Below are 15,913 nucleotides of genomic sequence, written 5' to 3'. Positions count from 1 at the left end.
CCCAAGCCGACTGGCCCCGCTGGCCCCGGGCTGCGCGCCGCGACGGCTTGCGGCTAAGCTGCGGGGCCGTCGCAGGAACGCGGCGAGGGAAGGGGAACCCGTGGCGTCGATCTATGCGTTGAAGAGCCGCTTCCAGGCGCTGCTGCGGCCGCTGGTGCGGCGCCTGCATGCGTGGGGCGTGACCGCGAACCAGGTGACGGTACTGGCCGCGCTGGCGTCGCTGGTGGTGGCCGCGCTGGTCTCGCGCGCAGCGGGCGCGCAGCCGCTGTGGTTCGCGCTGCTGCCGGCGTGGATGTTCGTGCGCATGGCGCTCAATGCCGTCGACGGCATGCTGGCGCGCGAATTCGGCCAGCAGTCGCGGCCGGGCGCGTACCTCAACGAACTGGGCGATGTCGTCGCCGACGGCGCCCTGTACCTGTCGCTGCTGGCGATTCCCGGCCTGCCGGCCTGGCTGCCGTGGCTGTTCGCCTGGCTGGCGGCGTTGACCGAATACGCCGGCGTGCTCGGCCTGATGGTCGGCGCGCAGCGCCGCTACGACGGGCCGATGGGCAAGAGCGATCGCGCCTTCGTGGTCGGCGTCGTCGACCTGTTGCTGGCGTGCGGCGTACCGGCCGGGGCCTGGACCGGCGGCGTGCTCGCCGTGGCCTGCGCGCTGTGCGTGGCGACGGTGGTGAACCGGGTGCGCGCCGGCCTGCGCCAGGCGCAGGACGCGGCGTGAGCGCGGTAGCAGCGCCGGCCGATACGCAGATCTTCCGGCGCTGGCGCGTGATCGCGCTGGCCTGGGGCTTCGCCGAGGCGACGCTGTTCTTCGTCATTCCCGACGTGTGGATCACCCGCGTCGCGCTGCGGTCGCGGCGCGAGGCCCTGGTCGCGGCGGCGTTCGCCGTCGCCGGCGCGATGCTGGGCGGGGCGCTGGTCTACCTGTGGGGCGCGCGCGATCCAGCGGCGGTGCGCGCGACCTTCGACGCGCTGCCCGCGATCAGCCCGGGCCTGATCGACAGCATCGCGGCGCGCTGGCAGCAATCGGGCGTGTGGGCGCCGCTGGTCGGCGCCTTCAGCGGCGTGCCGTACAAGCTGTACGCCGCGCAGGCGGCGGACGTGGTCAGCCTGCCGCTGTTCGTGGCGCTGAGCACGCTCGCGCGCGGGGCGCGTTTCGTCGTGTTCGCGCTGCTGGCGAACCTGATCGCGCGCCTGGCCACGCCGCGCCTCGGCGAACGCCGCGTGTTCGCGGTGTGGCTGGCGCTGTGGGGGGCGGGCTACGCGCTGTACTGGTGGCGGATGCCGAATTGAGGACAGGGGAACCCCGATGCTGGAAGGACTGATCGCCCGCGCCATCAGCTTCGCCATCCGCGCGCTCACCGGCGCGCGCGGGCTGTGGCGCGGCTGCGCGCCTGCGGAAGGGCTGCGCGTGTACTACGGCAACCACGCCAGCCACGGCGACTTCGTGCTGATCTGGTCGGCCTTGCCGCTGGCGCTGCGGCGCAACGTGCGGCCGGTGGCGGGCGCGGACTACTGGAACCGCGATGCGTTGCGGCGCTACGTGATCCGCGCGGTGTTCAATGGCGTGCTGGTCGAGCGCGGGCCCGCAGCGACAGCGGCCGGGGACTGCGACGCCGCCGCGAAGGCGCGCGCGCAGGACGCGATCGCGACCCTGTGCGAAGCCGTCGACGGCGGCGCCTCGCTGATCGTGTTCCCGGAAGGCACGCGCAATCCCGGCGACGGCCTGCTGCCGTTCAAGAGCGGCATCTACCACCTGGCATGCCGGCGGCCGGAACTGGAATTCGTCCCGGTGTGGCTCGACAACCTCGCCCGGGTGATGCCCAAGGGCCGGGTGCTGCCGTTGCCGCTGTTGTGCACGGCGACCTTCGGCGAGCCGCTGCGCCTGCACGCCGGCGAGGACAAGGCCGCGTTCGTTGCCCGCGCGCGCGACGCGCTGCTCGCGCTGGCGCCGCCGGAATTCATTGCCGAAGCCGCCGCCAAGGACGCCGCCGCATGATCGACTCCGCTTCCATTACGCATTCCGGCTTCACCGGCTCGCGCATGCAGTGGCTGTTCCTCGGCATCGCCGGCGTGCTGCTGCTGGCGACGCTGGTGGCCGAATTCCTGCGCTGGCGCCTGCATGGCAACCAACGTGCTGGTCTCGACCTCGAGAGGTCGAGAGGCGTCATCGACAACCTGGTCGCGCGCATCCGCGCGTGGTGGCTGATGGCGGCGCTGGTCGGCGCGGCTTTCGCGCTGGGGCGCGTGGGCGTGATCGTGTTCTTCGCGCTGGTGTCGCTGTTCGCGCTGCGCGAGTTCATCACCCTGACGCCGACGCGGCGCGGCGACTACTGGGCGCTGGTCGCGGCGTTCTACGTGGTGCTGCCGTGGCAGTACTGGCTGGTCTACACCGGCTGGTATGGGCTTGCGACGCTGCTGATCCCGGTGTACGCGTTCCTGTTCCTGCCGATCCTCGCCACCTCCGGCGGCGACACCACGCGCTACCTGGAGCGCGCGGCGAAGGTGCAGTGGGGCCTGATGATCTGCGTGTACTGCATCTCGCACGTGCCGGCGCTGCTGAACCTCAAGATCCCCGGCTTCGAGGGCGGCAACCTGCTGCTGATCGCGTTCCTGGTGATCGTGGTGCAGTCCTCCGACGTGCTGCAGTACGTGTGGGGCAAGCTCGCCGGCAAGCGCCTGGTCGCGCCGAAGCTGTCGCCGTCGAAGACGCTGGAGGGTTTCGTCGGCGGCGTGCTGTCGGCGACCGCGCTCGGCGCGGCGCTGTGGTGGATCACGCCGTTCACGCCGCTGCAGGCCGCGGGCATGGCGCTGGTGGTGAACCTGATGGGTTTCTACGGCGGCCTGGTGATGTCGGCGATCAAGCGCGATCGTGGCATCAAGGACTGGGGGCACATGATCGAGGGCCACGGCGGCATGCTCGACCGGCTGGATTCGGTGTGTTTCGCCGCGCCGGTGTTCTTCCACTTCACCCGCTACTGGTTTGCGGTGCCGGGATAGCGGAAGCAAAGGCAACAGCGCCCCTCATCTGCCCTGCGGGCAGCTTAAGGAGAGGCCCGCCATTCCCTCGCCCCGCTTGCGGGGAGAAGGACCGCGTTGCGTAGCAACGCAGGGTGAGGGGGCGTGTCGCAACAGCAACAGCGCCCCTTATCTGCTTTGCGGGCATCTTCTCCCCGCACGCGGGGAGAAGGAAACGCAACGGACGAGGCGGGTGGTTGCGCGAACGAACGCGCTTACTGCTCCAGCCCGTATTCGCGCAGCTTCTTGCGCAGCGTGGCGCGGTGGATGCCCAGCATCGCGGCGGCGCGGCTCTGGTTGCCGTCGCAATGCGACAGCACTTCGATGAACAACGGAATCTCGAGTTCGCGCAGCGCGATCTCGTACAGGTTCTCGGTGCCGCTGCCGTTCAAGTCGCCGAGGTAGCGGCGGATCGAAGTGGCGACGTGGTCGCGGAGGGGAGGGCGCGGTTTGGAGCGGTGATCTGCAGCGGCGTTCAAGCGGTTCCCCCCGGAATTCGTCCGCCGCGGGGTCGGGCCCATACGCAGCGGGAGGGGGAGTCTAGCGCGCGTCCGTCGCAGGCAACAACAAGAACTGCGGCCGCTGCCGCAGTTCGCGCGGACTGGGTGTTTTTCCCGCTGTCGCGGCGGTTACATGAAGTCGAAAGTAAACGCGACCACCTGCCGCGCGGGTTCGACGACATCGAGCTGGATGGTGGCGCTCTGCCCGGGCGCGATGCGGCCGTCGCGGTCCTGGGCGAGGTAATCGGACGGCGTAAAGGCGCGCTGGCCGACCTGGCGGCCGTCCATGTCGGACAGCGTGAGCATGACCGTCGGCCAGGGTTGCTCCCAACGCGCGTCGTTGCGGAAGCTCGCGCTGACATGCAACACGCCACGTTCGCCCGGTTTGGGCTGCACGCTGCGCTGGAGCATGGTGAAGGCGGCCGGTTCGCGCCACGCCGGGATCGTGCAGCGCAGCAGCGTGCAGGCGCTGCCGACCAGCGGACGCCAGCGAGCGTCCGCGGCCAGCACGTCGCGTTGTGCGAGCACGACCTGCACGAGCAGCAGCAGCGCCAGGCCTGCCACCACCAACCAGCTGCGCCAGTGCGTGGCGCGTACGACGGCGGGCGCGTGCAGGCGCGCGAAGCTGGGCGCGTGCGTACCGCGTTTGCGGCGCGGTTTTTCCACCGCCACGGCGGCGGGTTCGGGCGCGGGTTCGGAAGCGGTGCCGGTGCCGGTTTCGACTGCTACGTCGGCTTGTGCGACCGCTTCCGGTTCCGCGGTCGCGGCCGGCGGCAGCGGCTGCGCCTGCTTGGGATCGATCGGACTGCCGCAGCGCGGACAGCGCAGCGTCGTGCCGCCGTGCGCGGCGACCAGGAATCCACAATGCGGGCAGGCGACGAACATGGGCCTATTCAAGCATGCCGGCGCGTCGTGGTCAGCCGCGGCGGCGCGTGCCCGTGACGCGCATCCAGTCCTCGAGCTGTTCCGCGCACAGGTCCTCGAAGTCGGCGGCGTAGCGCGCGATCACTTCCGCTTCCTGTCCGGCGAGGATGCCGGACATGGCGAGGACGCCACCGGGCGCGACGCGCGCGGTCAGCGTATCGGCGAGCGCGACCAGCGCCGAGGCGAGGATGTTGGCGACCACGACCGGATAGGTCGCGACGGGTTCGTCGGCGGGCAGGTGCACGTCCAGGCGGTCGGCGACTTCGTTGCGTTCGGCGTTGTCGTGGGTGGCGATCAGCGCCTGCGGATCGTTGTCGACGCCGACCGCGTGCGCGGCGCCGAGCTTGAGCGCGGCCAGTGCGAGGATGCCGCTGCCGCAGCCGAAATCGAGCACGCGCTGTCCCTGCAGCGCGTTGGCCGCCGCCAATCCGTCCAGCCATTGCAGGCACAGCGCGGTGGTCGGATGCGTGCCCGAACCGAAGGCGAGGCCCGGATCCAGGCGCACGATCGCGGCATCACTGGCCTGCGCGTCGTCCGGCAGTTCGCTGTTCCACGGCACGATCCAGGTGCGCGCGCCGAAGCGCAGCGGCACGTACTGGTCCATCCACGCACGTTCCCAGTCCTGGTCCTCGACCTTGCGGAAGCGCGCCTGTGTCCAGTCGAGTGCGTCGTCGAACGATTCCAGCGCCGCGAGCAGCACCAATGCGTCGGTGTCCTCCGGGAACAGCGCGGTCAACACCAGCTCGCCCCACAGCGGCTGCTCGCCCACCCCGGGTTCGAAGATGGCCTGCTCGTCGGGGGCATCGGCATGGGCGTCGGCCAGCGTGACCGCGAGCGCGCCTAGGTCTTCCAGCGCGCGCTCGTAGCGCGGCTGCTGGGCTTCGGAGCAGGGCAGGGAGAGTTCGAGGAAGGGCATGGGCGCGCGTCGCGGAAAACGGCGGCCATTATCGCCCTGTCCGCATCGCCCGTCCGCCCGCTTCAGTCGGGCGTGGTGAAGACGACTTCGAAATCGTCGCTTAGCACGTAGTCGCAGGCCGGGCAGTCGCGGCGCAGGAACGCATCCAGGTTGGCCGCCGCTTCCTGCAGGTTGCGCACCTTGAACGAGATATCGATGCTGCCTGCGCCGAACGAGCGGCCATCGCTGCGGCCTACGCCGTGTTCCGCGGCGTGGGCTTCGATGCGATCGAGCAGCGCATTCGTGCCGGCTTCGTCCAAGTCGCCGGGCTGGCGCAGCATCAGCCACAGCGTGCCGCGGCGGCGCGTGAGCGGTTGGATCCGGCGGATGCGGCCATCCGGGTCCGGTGCCAGCGCGATGCTGTCGGTCGGCGACTGCTCCAGCCATTCGGCGACCCAGGCGGCGCGCTTGGCCACGGCGCGTTGCAGGTCGAGTGCGGGTCGGAACGCGCGGCACGCGTCGGCCAGCGTGCGTTGCTGCTTGGCCTCCAACGCGGTCGCGATCGCGGCCTGCATGTGCTCGAGCAGGAACAGGGCCTGGTCGAGCACGGGACGATCCAGCAGCGGACGCCAATCGACGGTGAGTTCCAGCTCCAGCTGTTCGCCCTGCCGGCGCAGGCGCGCGCGCGGCGCGGACGTGTCGGTGCGTTCGTACAGGCCGCAGGTCGCGTGCACCTGCCGCAGCGGGGATGCCAGCGCGACCACGGTCGGCCACAGGTGCTGCGCCAGCTGTTCGGATGCTTCGTCCAGCAGGGCGTCGAGTTCTTCCGACGAGGGGTCGCGCCCGCCGAAGATCGTGGTGTCCACGCTCACGCCCAGAAACAACTTCAGGTCCATGCGCCCGCACTCCGCCTGGTAACCGCCCGCCATGCAACGTCGCGCCGCCGGCGGGCGGCCGTCGATCACGCCATCGAGATCGACTTTTCCTTCTGTTCCTTCAACCGCTTCTCGAGGTAGTGGATGTTCTGCCCGCCCTGCTGGAAGCCGGCGTCGGACAGGATCCGCTGCTGCAGCGGGATGTTGGTCTTGATGCCGTCGACGACCATCTCGCTCAGCGCCACGCGCATGCGCGCGATCGCGGTGGCGCGATCGGGGCCGTGCACGATCAGCTTGCCGATCATCGAGTCGTAGTTCGGCGGCACGCGGTAGCCCTCGTAGATGTGGCTGTCGACGCGCACGCCGGGGCCGCCCGGGGCGTGGAAGTGGGCGATCAGGCCCGGGCACGGCATGAAGGTTTCCGGATCTTCCGCGTTGATGCGGCACTCGATCGCGTGGCCGTCGAGGACGATGTCCTCCTGCTTCAGCGTCAGCTTGTGGCCGGCGGCGATGTTGAGCTGCTCGCGCACCAGGTCGATGCCGGTGACCATCTCGGTGACCGGATGCTCCACCTGGATGCGGGTATTCATTTCGATGAAGTAGAAGTGGCCGTTCTCGAACAGGAATTCGAACGTGCCCGCGCCGCGGTAGCCGATGCGCTTGCACGCCTCGACGCAGACCTTGCCGATCTCCGCGCGCATCTCCGGGGTGATGCCCGGCGCCGGCGCTTCCTCGACGACCTTCTGGTGGCGGCGCTGCATCGAGCAGTCGCGTTCGCCCAGGTGGATGGCGTTGCCCTGGCCGTCGGCGAGCACCTGGATCTCCACGTGGCGCGGGTTCTCCAGGAACTTCTCCATGTAGACCATGTCGTTGCCGAACGCGGCCTTGGCCTCGCTCTTGGTGGTCTGGATCGCGGCGGGCAGGTGCGCCTCGGTGTGGACCACGCGCATGCCGCGGCCGCCGCCGCCGCCGGCCGCCTTCACGATCACCGGGTAGCCGATCTCGCGCGCGATCTTGATGTTGGTCGCCGCGTCGTCGCCGAGCGGACCGCCGGAGCCGGGCACGCACGGCACGCCGGCCGACTTCATCGCGCGGATCGCCTCGACCTTGTCGCCCATCAGGCGGATGGTGTCGGCCTTGGGGCCGATGAAGATGAAGCCGGACTGCTCGACGCGTTCGGCGAAGTCGGCGTTCTCGGACAGGAAGCCGTAGCCGGGATGGATCGCCTGCGCGTCGGTCACCTCGGCGGCGGCGATGATCTGCGCCATGTTGAGGTAGCTGTCGCTGGACGGCGCGGGGCCGATGCACACCGACTCGTCGGCCATGGCGACGTGCTTGAGGTTGCGGTCGACGGTGGAATGCACCGCGACCGTGCGGATGCCCAGCGCGTGGCACGCGCGCAGGATGCGCAGCGCGATTTCGCCACGGTTGGCGATGACGACTTTATCGAGCATGGGATTCGGGATTCGGGATTGGGGATTCGTAGGGCGCAACCGTCTCGCGGACGGAGCGTGGCGAGGAATCGAGCGAACGTATCAAGGCATTGATGCGAGCGAACGTGCGGTCGAGTTGGTCGTCGACGAGGGCTTCGGACCCTAGATATCCGAGGCGCCGCGCTATCTCGATTTGCGTGCTGATCTCGGCAAGCGAGCCACGCGCGATCGACAGGAAGCGCAGGTACTCGGCGGTCGAGCGTCGCGCAGCACCTTCCGCAATGTTCGAAGGCACGCTAACCGCGGCGCGGCGAAGCTGCATCGTCAACCCCAGTCGCTCCGAGTCAGGAAATTGGGCGGTGACACGGTAGACCCATTCAACCAACGCCATCGCATCACGCCAAACCTCCAGGCGCTCATGCGGTCGCTGCTTTTCCGAATCCCGAATCACGAATCCCAAATCCCGTCGTGGTCGGCTTTAGCCGATCACGAACAGAGGCTGGTCGAACTCGATCGGCTGGCCGCTCTCGACCAGCACCTTGACCACGGTGCCGGCGACGTCGGCTTCGATCGGGTTGAACATCTTCATCGCCTCGATGATGCCCAGCGTCTCGCCCTGCTTGACCGCCTGGCCGACGCTGACGAAGGCCGGCTTGTCCGGTGCCGGCGAGGCGTAGAAGGTGCCGACCATCGGTGCGCGCACGACATGGCCTGGCGGCAGGTCGGCGGCCGGCTTGGGGGTGCCGCCGCTGGCCGCTTCGGTCGGGCCCGCCATCGGCATCACCGGTGCCGCGACCGGAGCCGCCTGCATGACGGTCGGTGCCGCGACATAGCCGCCCTTGGGGGCGCGGGCGAGGCGAACGGATTCTTCGCCTTCCTTGATCTCGATTTCGGCGAGGTTCGACTCTTCCAGCAGGTCGATGAGCTTCTTGATCTTGCGCAGGTCCATGGTGGGCCTCTTCTTGAACGGGATTTGGGATTCGGGATCGGGGATTCGAAAGGCGGGGCTCGCTTCTGCGAATCCCCAATCTCGAATCCCTAATCCCCTAGGCGCCGCAACGCGGCGTCTAATGCGTAGCGGTAACTGTCGGCACCGAAGCCGGCGATGACGCCGACCGCGAGGTCGCTGAAGTAGCTGGTGTGGCGGAACGGTTCGCGGGTATGCGGGTTGGACAGGTGCACTTCGATGAAGGGGATGGCGACCGCCGCGAGGGCGTCGCGCACGGCCACGCTGGTATGGGTGTAGGCCGCCGGGTTGATCACGATGAAGCGGGTGCCGTCCTCGCGCGCCGCCTGGATGCGGTCGACCAGCGCGTGTTCGGCATTGCTCTGGAAGCAGTCGAGCTGGTGCCCGGCTTTTTCCGCGCGCTGGATCAGGTCGGCGTCGATCTGGCCCAGCGTGGTCCTGCCATAGACCTCCGGCTCGCGCGTGCCGAGCAGGTTGAGGTTGGGGCCGTGCAGGACCAGCAACTTGGCCATGGCGGAGCGGGTCCGGGGAGCGAAGGCCGGGAGTGTGGCCCAAGGCCTCCGGCGTGTCCAGACGTTCGCTACCGTATCGGCGAAGTTGTCGGGAGTTAAGCAGTTGTTGGAGTGGGCACTCTAGAACCGTGCCGCACCGGGCGCAGGCTACCCAAATTCCCGCCGCGCCGCCGCGCGCCGCATCACAGCCTTGCGGGTTTTTTGCGTCGAATGTGCGTCGATTGGGCTCAGTGTGTGGGCTCAGCGCGCCCAGGCGTCGATTTCGCCGTCGCGGAACGGGCCGAGCTTCTGCTTGAGCACGCGGCCGTGCGCGTCCAGCAGCACGGTGTAGGGCAGCACGCCCTTGGGGTTGCCCAGGCGCACGCCGGCGTCGCGCGGTCCCGGGGTATCGATCAGCACGGCATAGCCGACCGGAATGCGCTGCAGGAAGGCCTGCACGGCGGCGGCTTCATCCAGGGCGATGCCGACCACTTGCGTGCCGTTCGGCCCCTGGGCCCTGGCGTAACGGTCGAGTTCCGGCATTTCCTTGATGCAGGGGCCGCACCAGCTGGCCCACAGGTTCACCAGCACCGGGCGGCCGGCGTAGGCCTGCGGGACCGCCACCGGCTGGCCGGCCAGGGACGGCAGGCTGAAAGCCGGCACGATCTGCCCACGTTCGGCGATCTTGAGGTCCGCCGGCGGTTGCGGCGCCGACGCCGAGGCGACCTGCTGCAGCGCGCGCTGGCCCAGTTCGGTATGCAGCAGCGGACTGGGGCCCTCGCGCCACAGGCCGACCGCGACGCCCAGGGCGCCGGCGGCGAGCGCAACCAGCAGCAGCCGGGTAGTCTGCCCCGCCTTCATCGCCCGGCTTCGGTCAGCGCCGCGCGTACCGCATCGCTGGTGAGCACGACCGGCAGCACCCGGCCTTCGCCGCCGTTGCGCGGGAAGACCACGTACAGCGGCACGCCCACCGCCTTGTAGCGTTGCAGGAAGGCGGTGAGGGCGGGATCGACGTCGGTCCAGTCACCGACCATGTACACGGCGTTGGCGGCGGCCATCGCCTCGCGGAAGTCGTCGCCGCGGAACACGGTGCGTTCGTTGGCCTTGCAGGTGACGCACCAGTCGGCGGTGACGTTGACGAAGACCGCGCGGCCGCTGGCGCGCAGGTCGGCCAGGCGCTGTTCGGAGAACGGCACCGCGACGACGCCATCATTGGGCGCGGCCGGGGCGTTCGTGGCGGTCGGGCGCGGCATGGTGTGGATCGCGTGCAGCGGCCAGACCAGGGCGAGCAGGGCGATCGCCGCAGTGACCGTCGCCCAGCGGTGGCCGGTGGTGCGCGCGCGCGTCCAGGCCCACGCCGCCAGCGCCAGCAGCACCGCGGCCGCCAGCCACCAGCCCATCGCATCGGCGCCGCGCTGGCGCCCGAGCACCCAGGCGAGCCAGGCCGCGGTGAGGTAGAGCGGGAAGGCGAGCGCCTGCTTGAAGGTCTCCATCCACGCGCCCGGGCGCGGCAGGCGGTGCGCCAACGCCGGCACGAAGCCGATGACCAGGAACGGCAGCGCCAGGCCCACGCCGAGCACCGCGAACACCAGCAGCGCCACCAGCGTTTGCGCGGTGAACGCCCACGCCAGCGCCGCGCCCATGAACGGTGCGGTGCAGGGCGTGGCCACCACCACCGCGAGCACGCCGGTGAAGAAGTCGCCGAGCGGCCCGGTCTTGGTGGTCAGCGCATGGCCCATGCCGGTCCAGCGGCCACCCACGTGCCACACGCCGGACATGCTCAGGCCCAGTCCGAACATCAGCAGTGCCAGCACCGCGACGACCACCGGCTGCTGCAGCTGGAAGCCCCAGCCCAGCGCGAGGCCGGCCTGGCGCAGCGCGAGCGCGAGCCCGCCCAACAGCACGAAGCTCAGCACGACGCCGGCCGTGTACCAGAGCGCATGCCGGCGCGCGCGCGCCGGATCCTCGCCGTTGCCGGCGAGCGACAGCGCCTTCAGCGACAGCACCGGCAGCACGCACGGCATCAGGTTGAGGATCAGACCGCCGACCAGGGCAAGCAGCAGCGCCGAGAACCAGGTGAGGTTGGCGCCGCGCGGGGCGTTGTCGCTGGCGACGCCGGGTGCGGTGGTCACGCTGGTGGGTGCGGCGGTCTCCGCCGCGACGGTGGCGTCGTTGCCGGGCGACGCCGGCGACAGTGCTGCGCCGTTCGCGCTTGCCGTGCTCGCTGCACTCGGTGCGGCGGCAGCCGCCGTGGTCGCGGCCGGCTTCGGCGTGAGCGTTCCGGTCGGCACGTCCAGGGTCACCGTCCGCGTCATCGGCGGATAGCAGATGCCGTCGGTCTGGCAGCCCTGGAAGTTCGCGGTGAGCGTCAGCTTCGCCGCGTCGGTGCGGGTGCGCTGCAACGGCAGCGGCACGTCGACCTGGTCGAAGAACACGATGACGTCACCGAAGTGCTCGTCGCGATGCGCACGGCCCGCAGGCCACTTCGGCGCGCCCAGGGTGATGCCGGCACGGACCGCGGCGGCATCGAGCTTGAACGAGGTCTTGTCGCGATACAGGTAGTAGCCCTGCGCCGGGGTGAAGCGCAGCAGCAGGGTGTTGCCGTCGCCGGTGATCGCTTCGAACGCGAACGCCTGCTCGGGCGGCAGCGGTGCGGCATCGACGGCGCCCGCGCCGGGTTTGCGCAACAGGCCGCCGCCCAGCGGCACGCCGCGCGCAGCCGGGGCGCCGAAGGCCACCACCGGTTCGTCCGCGGCTGCGCCCGGCAAGGCGACGCTGATGCTGCGGGTCTGCGGCGGGTAGCAGATGCCGACATCCGCGCAGCCCTGGTAGCGCACCTTGAGGGTGGTGGTCGCCGCGCGCGCCTGCCCGGGCAGCACCACCGTCAGCGCGTCGCGGTAGGTCTCCACGCGGCCGAAGTAGTCGTCGGTGTGCGGAACACCGGCGGGGATCTGCGGCGCGCCGGCCGCGAAACCCGCGTCGGCCTGGATCCGCAGCTGGTGGCGATACAGATAGCAGCCCGGCGCGATCTTCCAGCGCAGCTCGATGCGGTCGGCGGCCGTGGCCTGCGCCGAGAACGCGAAGGCGTCCTCGACCGCCATCAGGTTGTCGCGGTCGGTGCACGAGGGTGCCGCGGCCAGTGCCGGTGCGGCCGCGGTGGCGAACAGCACGAGCGACAGCAGCAGTCGCGAGGCCAGGACGAAGGCGCGCGACGGGCGCAAAAGCGAAGGAGTCATTCGGGAGTCTGTGCAGGCGGGCCGGGCACGGCGGTCGGGGCGGTTTCGGCCGCCACCCAGTCCAGGTAGGCGGGCAGGCCGGAGTGGACTTCGACCGCGATCACTTCCGGCAGTTCATGGGGATGCAGGGCGCGCAGCCGTGCGGTCATCGCGTCCAGACGATCGGTGGTGGTCTTGATCAGCAGCAGCACCTCGTCGGCCTGCTCGACCTGCCCCTGCCAGCGATAGGTCGACTGCACGCCCGGCAGCCGGTTCACGCAGGCGGCCAGGCGCTCGTCCACCAGCGCGCGTGCGATCCGCTCGGCGCTGGCCGGGTCGGGGCAGGTGCTGTAGGCGAGCATGACGGACATGGCGCGATTGTACGGTGGGCGCGCGCGGCCACGGTTTGCCCGTCGCGCCCACGAAAAAGCCCGGGGTAGTCCCCGGGCTTCGTGTCGCGCGTCGCGACTCAGTTCAACTGGCAGCTGGCGGGCTGGGTCGAGGCGAAGAGGGCGGAGGTCGCCCACTCGGGGTGGTCGACGAAGGGATTGCGGTTGCCCTGGAAGCTGTAGATCACTTCGTTGCGCTCGCGTTCGCCCGCATCGGGCGGATCGGCCTGGTGCCAGGCGAGCAGGGTCGAAAGCAGGCCCATGTAGGCGGGCGAGGCCGACGTGATCACGATCTTGCTGCGGTCGTCGGTGAGTTCGAGGTCGGGTTCGGTTTGGCCGTTCTGGTCGATGCCGCCTTCGTAGCGGATCGCCATGTACAGCACTGCGCGGGCAATGTCGCCCTTGCGGTGGCCCCAGGGCTGGAACGAACCGGCGTTGCCGTCCGGTCCCTTCACCCAGTTGGAATTGCCCGGGTAGACACCGTTGCCCCCGCCGAAGCCGTTGTTGGCTTCGGTGATGCGCTCGCCGCAGCCGCTGGCGAGGGTGCAGTCCGCGTACGGCTTGTTGCCGCGGTCGGCATTCCACGTCGTGTCGCTGAGATAGAGCATGTGCGTGTCGGTGTAGGGCGAATACGGCAGGCCCTTGTCGCCCGTAGTGCTGCCGAAGCCGAGCGAATTCGGCCAGGTGTGCTCGCGGTTGTAGGTGAGACCGGTGCCGGTGCCCGCGCGTTCGCTGCCCTTGAGGTAGCTGCGGTTGCGGTACACGTCGAGGATGCGGCCGGCGTTGTTGGGGTCCTCGTCGGCGATCTCGAGGATGCTCCAGGTGTTGGTGGTGCCGCCGCTGTAGGGATAGGCGGTATGGTTCTTGATCGTCTCGTGCAGGGAGCAGCGCAGCTGGCTGGCGCTAGTGGTGTTGACGTGCGCGTAGTAGCCGGTGCCGCCGCTCGCCGCCACGGTGAAGCCGATGACCTTGTTCTGCGCCAGCTTCGCGCCGCCGCCGTCGGTGACCTTGGTGGCGTCGATGGTGAAGGTGCAGGCCTCGCCGCCGGCCAGGGTGGCGCCTGTGGTGATGGTGAAGCCGGTACCGCTGGCTGGATACGTCAGTGATACCGCGCCGGACTGCGTGCACTGCAGGGCGAACGCACCGCCGGCCAGCGTCACCGCTTCGCTGAAGGTGGTAGCGAGGTCGGTGGCCGGGGCCACGCCGGTCGCCCCATCGGTGGGCGAGGTCGACACGACCGTCGGCGGCGGATTCGGCGCGGCGAACGTTTGTGCGTTGTTGCACGCGCCGAAGGTCTGCGTGGCCGAGGCGCGCCAGGTGAAGTTCGCATAGCCACTGCCAGTGCCACCGAGCTGCAGCGAAGTGTTGCTCGGCGATTCGTTCTCCGCCACCGCCAGGTTGCTGCTGGTGCGGCCGGCCGCCGGGCCGTTGGAGCCGGTGATCGTGCCTTCGTAGCTGAGGAACTGCACCACCTGGCCGCTGCCGTTGACCAGGGCGACGCCGTCGTTGGCGCCATTCTGGACGCCGTTCGCGGCGTAGCTGAGCGTGGCGATGCGCACGCTGCCACCGCAGCTCACCGTGCTGCCGGTGGGCAGCAGGTCGTTGTCGTAGTAGGTCGCTGCGGACGGCGTGGCGCCGTTGTAGAGATAGAGGCGGTAGCTGGCGAGGTTCTCGCCGGCGGTGGCCACGACTTCGATGCGTTCGCCGGTATCGCTACCGGTGTTGTCGTAGTGGATCTCGTTGATGAAGACCTCGGCCGACGCCGCCAGGGGCGCCAGGGCGAGTGCAGCGGCAAGGACATGGCGACTCGCGCCATGGATCGACGGCTTCATGCAGGGACTCCCCTCCCGGAAGAAGCCGCGACTCTAGCGGGCGCATGTGACGGCCGCATGCAGCGCCGCAGCACCCATGCCGGCTAGCGCGCGCTGCCGATCTTGCGCCCGGTGCGCAGCGAGGCGAGTTGCTCCACCACTTCCACCAGGGGCGCGCGCGAGCGGGTGGGGGCGTCGCGGAAGGCGAGGATCAGGCGCAGTTCGATCGGGTCTTCGATCAGCAGTGCGTCGGCGGCGGCGACCGAGTCCAGCGCGGTATCGCTGGACAGGCTCATCTTGCCGCGCCCGGTCGCCAGCCATTCGAACTGCACCCCGCAGGCGAGGGCGACCTCGCGCATGTGGGTCACGCTGGGGTGCTTGCCGTTGTTGGTTTCCCAGTGGCTGACCGCGCTGCGTTGCACGCCGATGGCGCCGGCGAGGGCGGACTGGGACAGGCCGGCGTGGCGCCGGGCCAGGCGGATCCGTTGCTGGGGGGTCATGCGCAGGCTCCCTTGGGGCCGGAATTGGGCCGATTGTTACCGTAAGTCACGTCGACATCAAAAGACACCAAGCGGTGTGCGCCAAAGGTATCCTAAATAAAAGTTAAACAAATATTTATCAATATGTTAAGTGATCAAATGACGGGTATCCGATACCGATAGTCAACAAATGACTACGATTTCATACTGGACAACCCGTAACCGGGAGCACAGATTGGCCCCGTCCGGCAAGGATGTCGGCGTAGACAAGAGGTCGGGTACGGAGACGCGGCGCGGGACTGCGCCAAGCCGAGGACGGCCGTCTCCAAACCAGAAAGAGCGCGAACCCCTGTCCGCGCTCTTTCTTTCTTTTTGGGCTCTGGCCGCGTGTCCCTTCCGGCCCCCACCACGTGCTCCGCCCCCGAGTCCGGCCCTCCCCGGACTTTTTTCTTTCCGGGCGCTTGAAAGCCCCGGCCCCGGCCTCCATCTGCTGGCAGTCCCGGTTCGTCCGGGCCTTTCTACGTCCCGGGTCTGGCACTCGTCGCAGGCGACTGCCAACGCCCGGGTCTAATTCCCAATCAATCAACCAGTTACGAGAGGGTTGCCATGAACATCAAGCCGCTGTTCGACCGCGTGGTCATCAAGCGCATGGAAGAAGAAAAGCTGTCCGCGGGCGGCATCGTGATCCCGGACTCGGCCACCGAGAAGCCGATCAAGGGTGAAGTCGTCGCCGTCGGCGACGGCAAGGTCTTCGACAACGGCAACGTCCGCGCGCCGAAGGTCAAGGTCGGCGACAAGGTCCTGTTCGGCAAGTACAGCGGCACCGAAGTGAAGCTCGACGGCACCGAATACCTGGTGGTGAAGGAAGACGACATCTTCGCGGTCATCGTCTGATCGCGCGTCGCTCCTGATTTTTCTT

Annotated in this window: 18 protein-coding genes; 5 read left to right on the top strand and 13 right to left on the bottom strand. The window is 69.3% G+C overall.

What is annotated here, in order from left to right:
* Window positions 1-100 precede the first annotated feature (100 nt).
* From H8B22_RS05085 to H8B22_RS05070, 4 genes are read left to right on the top strand one after another with little or no spacing between them, the layout of a single operon-like run.
* On the top strand, window positions 101-718 hold the full coding sequence (locus H8B22_RS05085; protein ID WP_187713021.1) for a CDP-alcohol phosphatidyltransferase family protein: 618 nt from the start codon (window positions 101-103) through the stop codon (window positions 716-718).
* Window positions 715-1,290 (top strand): hypothetical protein, encoded by a 576-nt coding sequence (locus H8B22_RS05080; RefSeq protein ID WP_187713020.1) that lies wholly within the window; start codon window positions 715-717, stop codon window positions 1,288-1,290. The genes H8B22_RS05085 and H8B22_RS05080 overlap by 4 nt, the downstream gene beginning before the upstream one ends.
* A gap of 16 nt (window positions 1,291-1,306) precedes the next feature.
* Window positions 1,307-1,996, top strand: a complete 690-nt coding sequence (locus H8B22_RS05075) for a lysophospholipid acyltransferase family protein (protein WP_187713019.1) — start codon at window positions 1,307-1,309, stop codon at window positions 1,994-1,996.
* Entirely contained in the window at window positions 1,993-2,997 is a 1,005-nt protein-coding gene (locus H8B22_RS05070) for a phosphatidate cytidylyltransferase (RefSeq protein WP_187713018.1), read from the top strand. Before H8B22_RS05075 ends, H8B22_RS05070 begins: the two co-directional genes overlap by 4 nt.
* Window positions 2,998-3,230: 233 nt before the next feature.
* Here H8B22_RS05070 and fis read toward each other — a convergent pair whose 3' ends face one another.
* The 13 genes from fis to H8B22_RS05005 form a co-directional block, all read right to left on the bottom strand.
* Entirely contained in the window at window positions 3,231-3,494 is a 264-nt protein-coding gene (gene fis / locus H8B22_RS05065; RefSeq protein WP_225876286.1) for a DNA-binding transcriptional regulator Fis, read from the bottom strand.
* Between the two features lie 150 nt (window positions 3,495-3,644).
* Complete coding sequence (locus H8B22_RS05060) at window positions 3,645-4,400, bottom strand: DUF3426 domain-containing protein (protein ID WP_187713016.1); 756 nt, start codon at window positions 4,398-4,400, stop codon at window positions 3,645-3,647.
* A 31-nt stretch (window positions 4,401-4,431) separates the two neighbouring features.
* Window positions 4,432-5,355 carry a 50S ribosomal protein L11 methyltransferase gene (gene prmA, locus H8B22_RS05055; RefSeq protein ID WP_187713015.1) on the bottom strand — a complete coding sequence of 308 codons (924 nt, stop codon included), beginning with the start codon at window positions 5,353-5,355 and terminating at the stop codon, window positions 4,432-4,434.
* 62 nt (window positions 5,356-5,417) lie between these two features.
* Window positions 5,418-6,230: a hypothetical protein gene (locus H8B22_RS05050; RefSeq protein WP_187713014.1), complete on the bottom strand. Its 813-nt coding sequence runs from the start codon at window positions 6,228-6,230 to the stop codon at window positions 5,418-5,420.
* Window positions 6,231-6,295: 65 nt separating this feature from the next.
* Window positions 6,296-7,663, bottom strand: a complete 1,368-nt coding sequence (accC, locus tag H8B22_RS05045) for an acetyl-CoA carboxylase biotin carboxylase subunit (RefSeq protein ID WP_187713013.1) — start codon at window positions 7,661-7,663, stop codon at window positions 6,296-6,298.
* Entirely contained in the window at window positions 7,653-8,093 is a 441-nt protein-coding gene (locus H8B22_RS05040) for a four helix bundle protein (RefSeq protein WP_187713012.1), read from the bottom strand. The genes accC and H8B22_RS05040 overlap by 11 nt, the downstream gene beginning before the upstream one ends.
* A gap of 27 nt (window positions 8,094-8,120) precedes the next feature.
* The gene (gene accB / locus H8B22_RS05035; protein ID WP_187713011.1) at window positions 8,121-8,591 is read right to left on the bottom strand and encodes an acetyl-CoA carboxylase biotin carboxyl carrier protein; all 471 of its coding nucleotides are present in this window, start codon (window positions 8,589-8,591) and stop codon (window positions 8,121-8,123) included.
* A gap of 89 nt (window positions 8,592-8,680) precedes the next feature.
* A complete protein-coding gene (gene aroQ, locus H8B22_RS05030; protein ID WP_187713010.1) occupies window positions 8,681-9,121 on the bottom strand; it encodes a type II 3-dehydroquinate dehydratase in 441 nt (146 codons plus the stop codon).
* Between the two features lie 240 nt (window positions 9,122-9,361).
* A complete protein-coding gene (locus H8B22_RS05025; RefSeq protein WP_187713009.1) occupies window positions 9,362-9,961 on the bottom strand; it encodes a TlpA family protein disulfide reductase in 600 nt (199 codons plus the stop codon).
* A complete protein-coding gene (locus H8B22_RS05020; protein ID WP_407060839.1) occupies window positions 9,958-12,321 on the bottom strand; it encodes a protein-disulfide reductase DsbD family protein in 2,364 nt (787 codons plus the stop codon). The genes H8B22_RS05025 and H8B22_RS05020 overlap by 4 nt, the downstream gene beginning before the upstream one ends.
* An 11-nt stretch (window positions 12,322-12,332) precedes the next feature.
* Window positions 12,333-12,686: a divalent-cation tolerance protein CutA gene (cutA, locus tag H8B22_RS05015; protein WP_187713007.1), complete on the bottom strand. Its 354-nt coding sequence runs from the start codon at window positions 12,684-12,686 to the stop codon at window positions 12,333-12,335.
* 98 nt (window positions 12,687-12,784) lie between these two features.
* Complete coding sequence (locus H8B22_RS05010; RefSeq protein WP_187713006.1) at window positions 12,785-14,536, bottom strand: endonuclease; 1,752 nt, start codon at window positions 14,534-14,536, stop codon at window positions 12,785-12,787.
* An 83-nt stretch (window positions 14,537-14,619) separates the two neighbouring features.
* Window positions 14,620-15,015: a helix-turn-helix transcriptional regulator gene (locus H8B22_RS05005; protein WP_187713005.1), complete on the bottom strand. Its 396-nt coding sequence runs from the start codon at window positions 15,013-15,015 to the stop codon at window positions 14,620-14,622.
* 585 nt (window positions 15,016-15,600) lie between these two features.
* Here H8B22_RS05005 and groES point away from each other — a divergent pair.
* Window positions 15,601-15,888, top strand: coding sequence for a co-chaperone GroES (groES, locus tag H8B22_RS05000; RefSeq protein WP_187713004.1), 288 nt, complete (start codon window positions 15,601-15,603; stop codon window positions 15,886-15,888).
* Window positions 15,889-15,913 lie beyond the last annotated feature (25 nt).

Source organism: Lysobacter terrestris, from assembly GCF_014489475.1.
GTDB classification, from domain to species: domain Bacteria; phylum Pseudomonadota; class Gammaproteobacteria; order Xanthomonadales; family Xanthomonadaceae; genus Agrilutibacter; species Agrilutibacter terrestris.
This window is presented reverse-complemented; position numbering and strand designations above follow the sequence as displayed.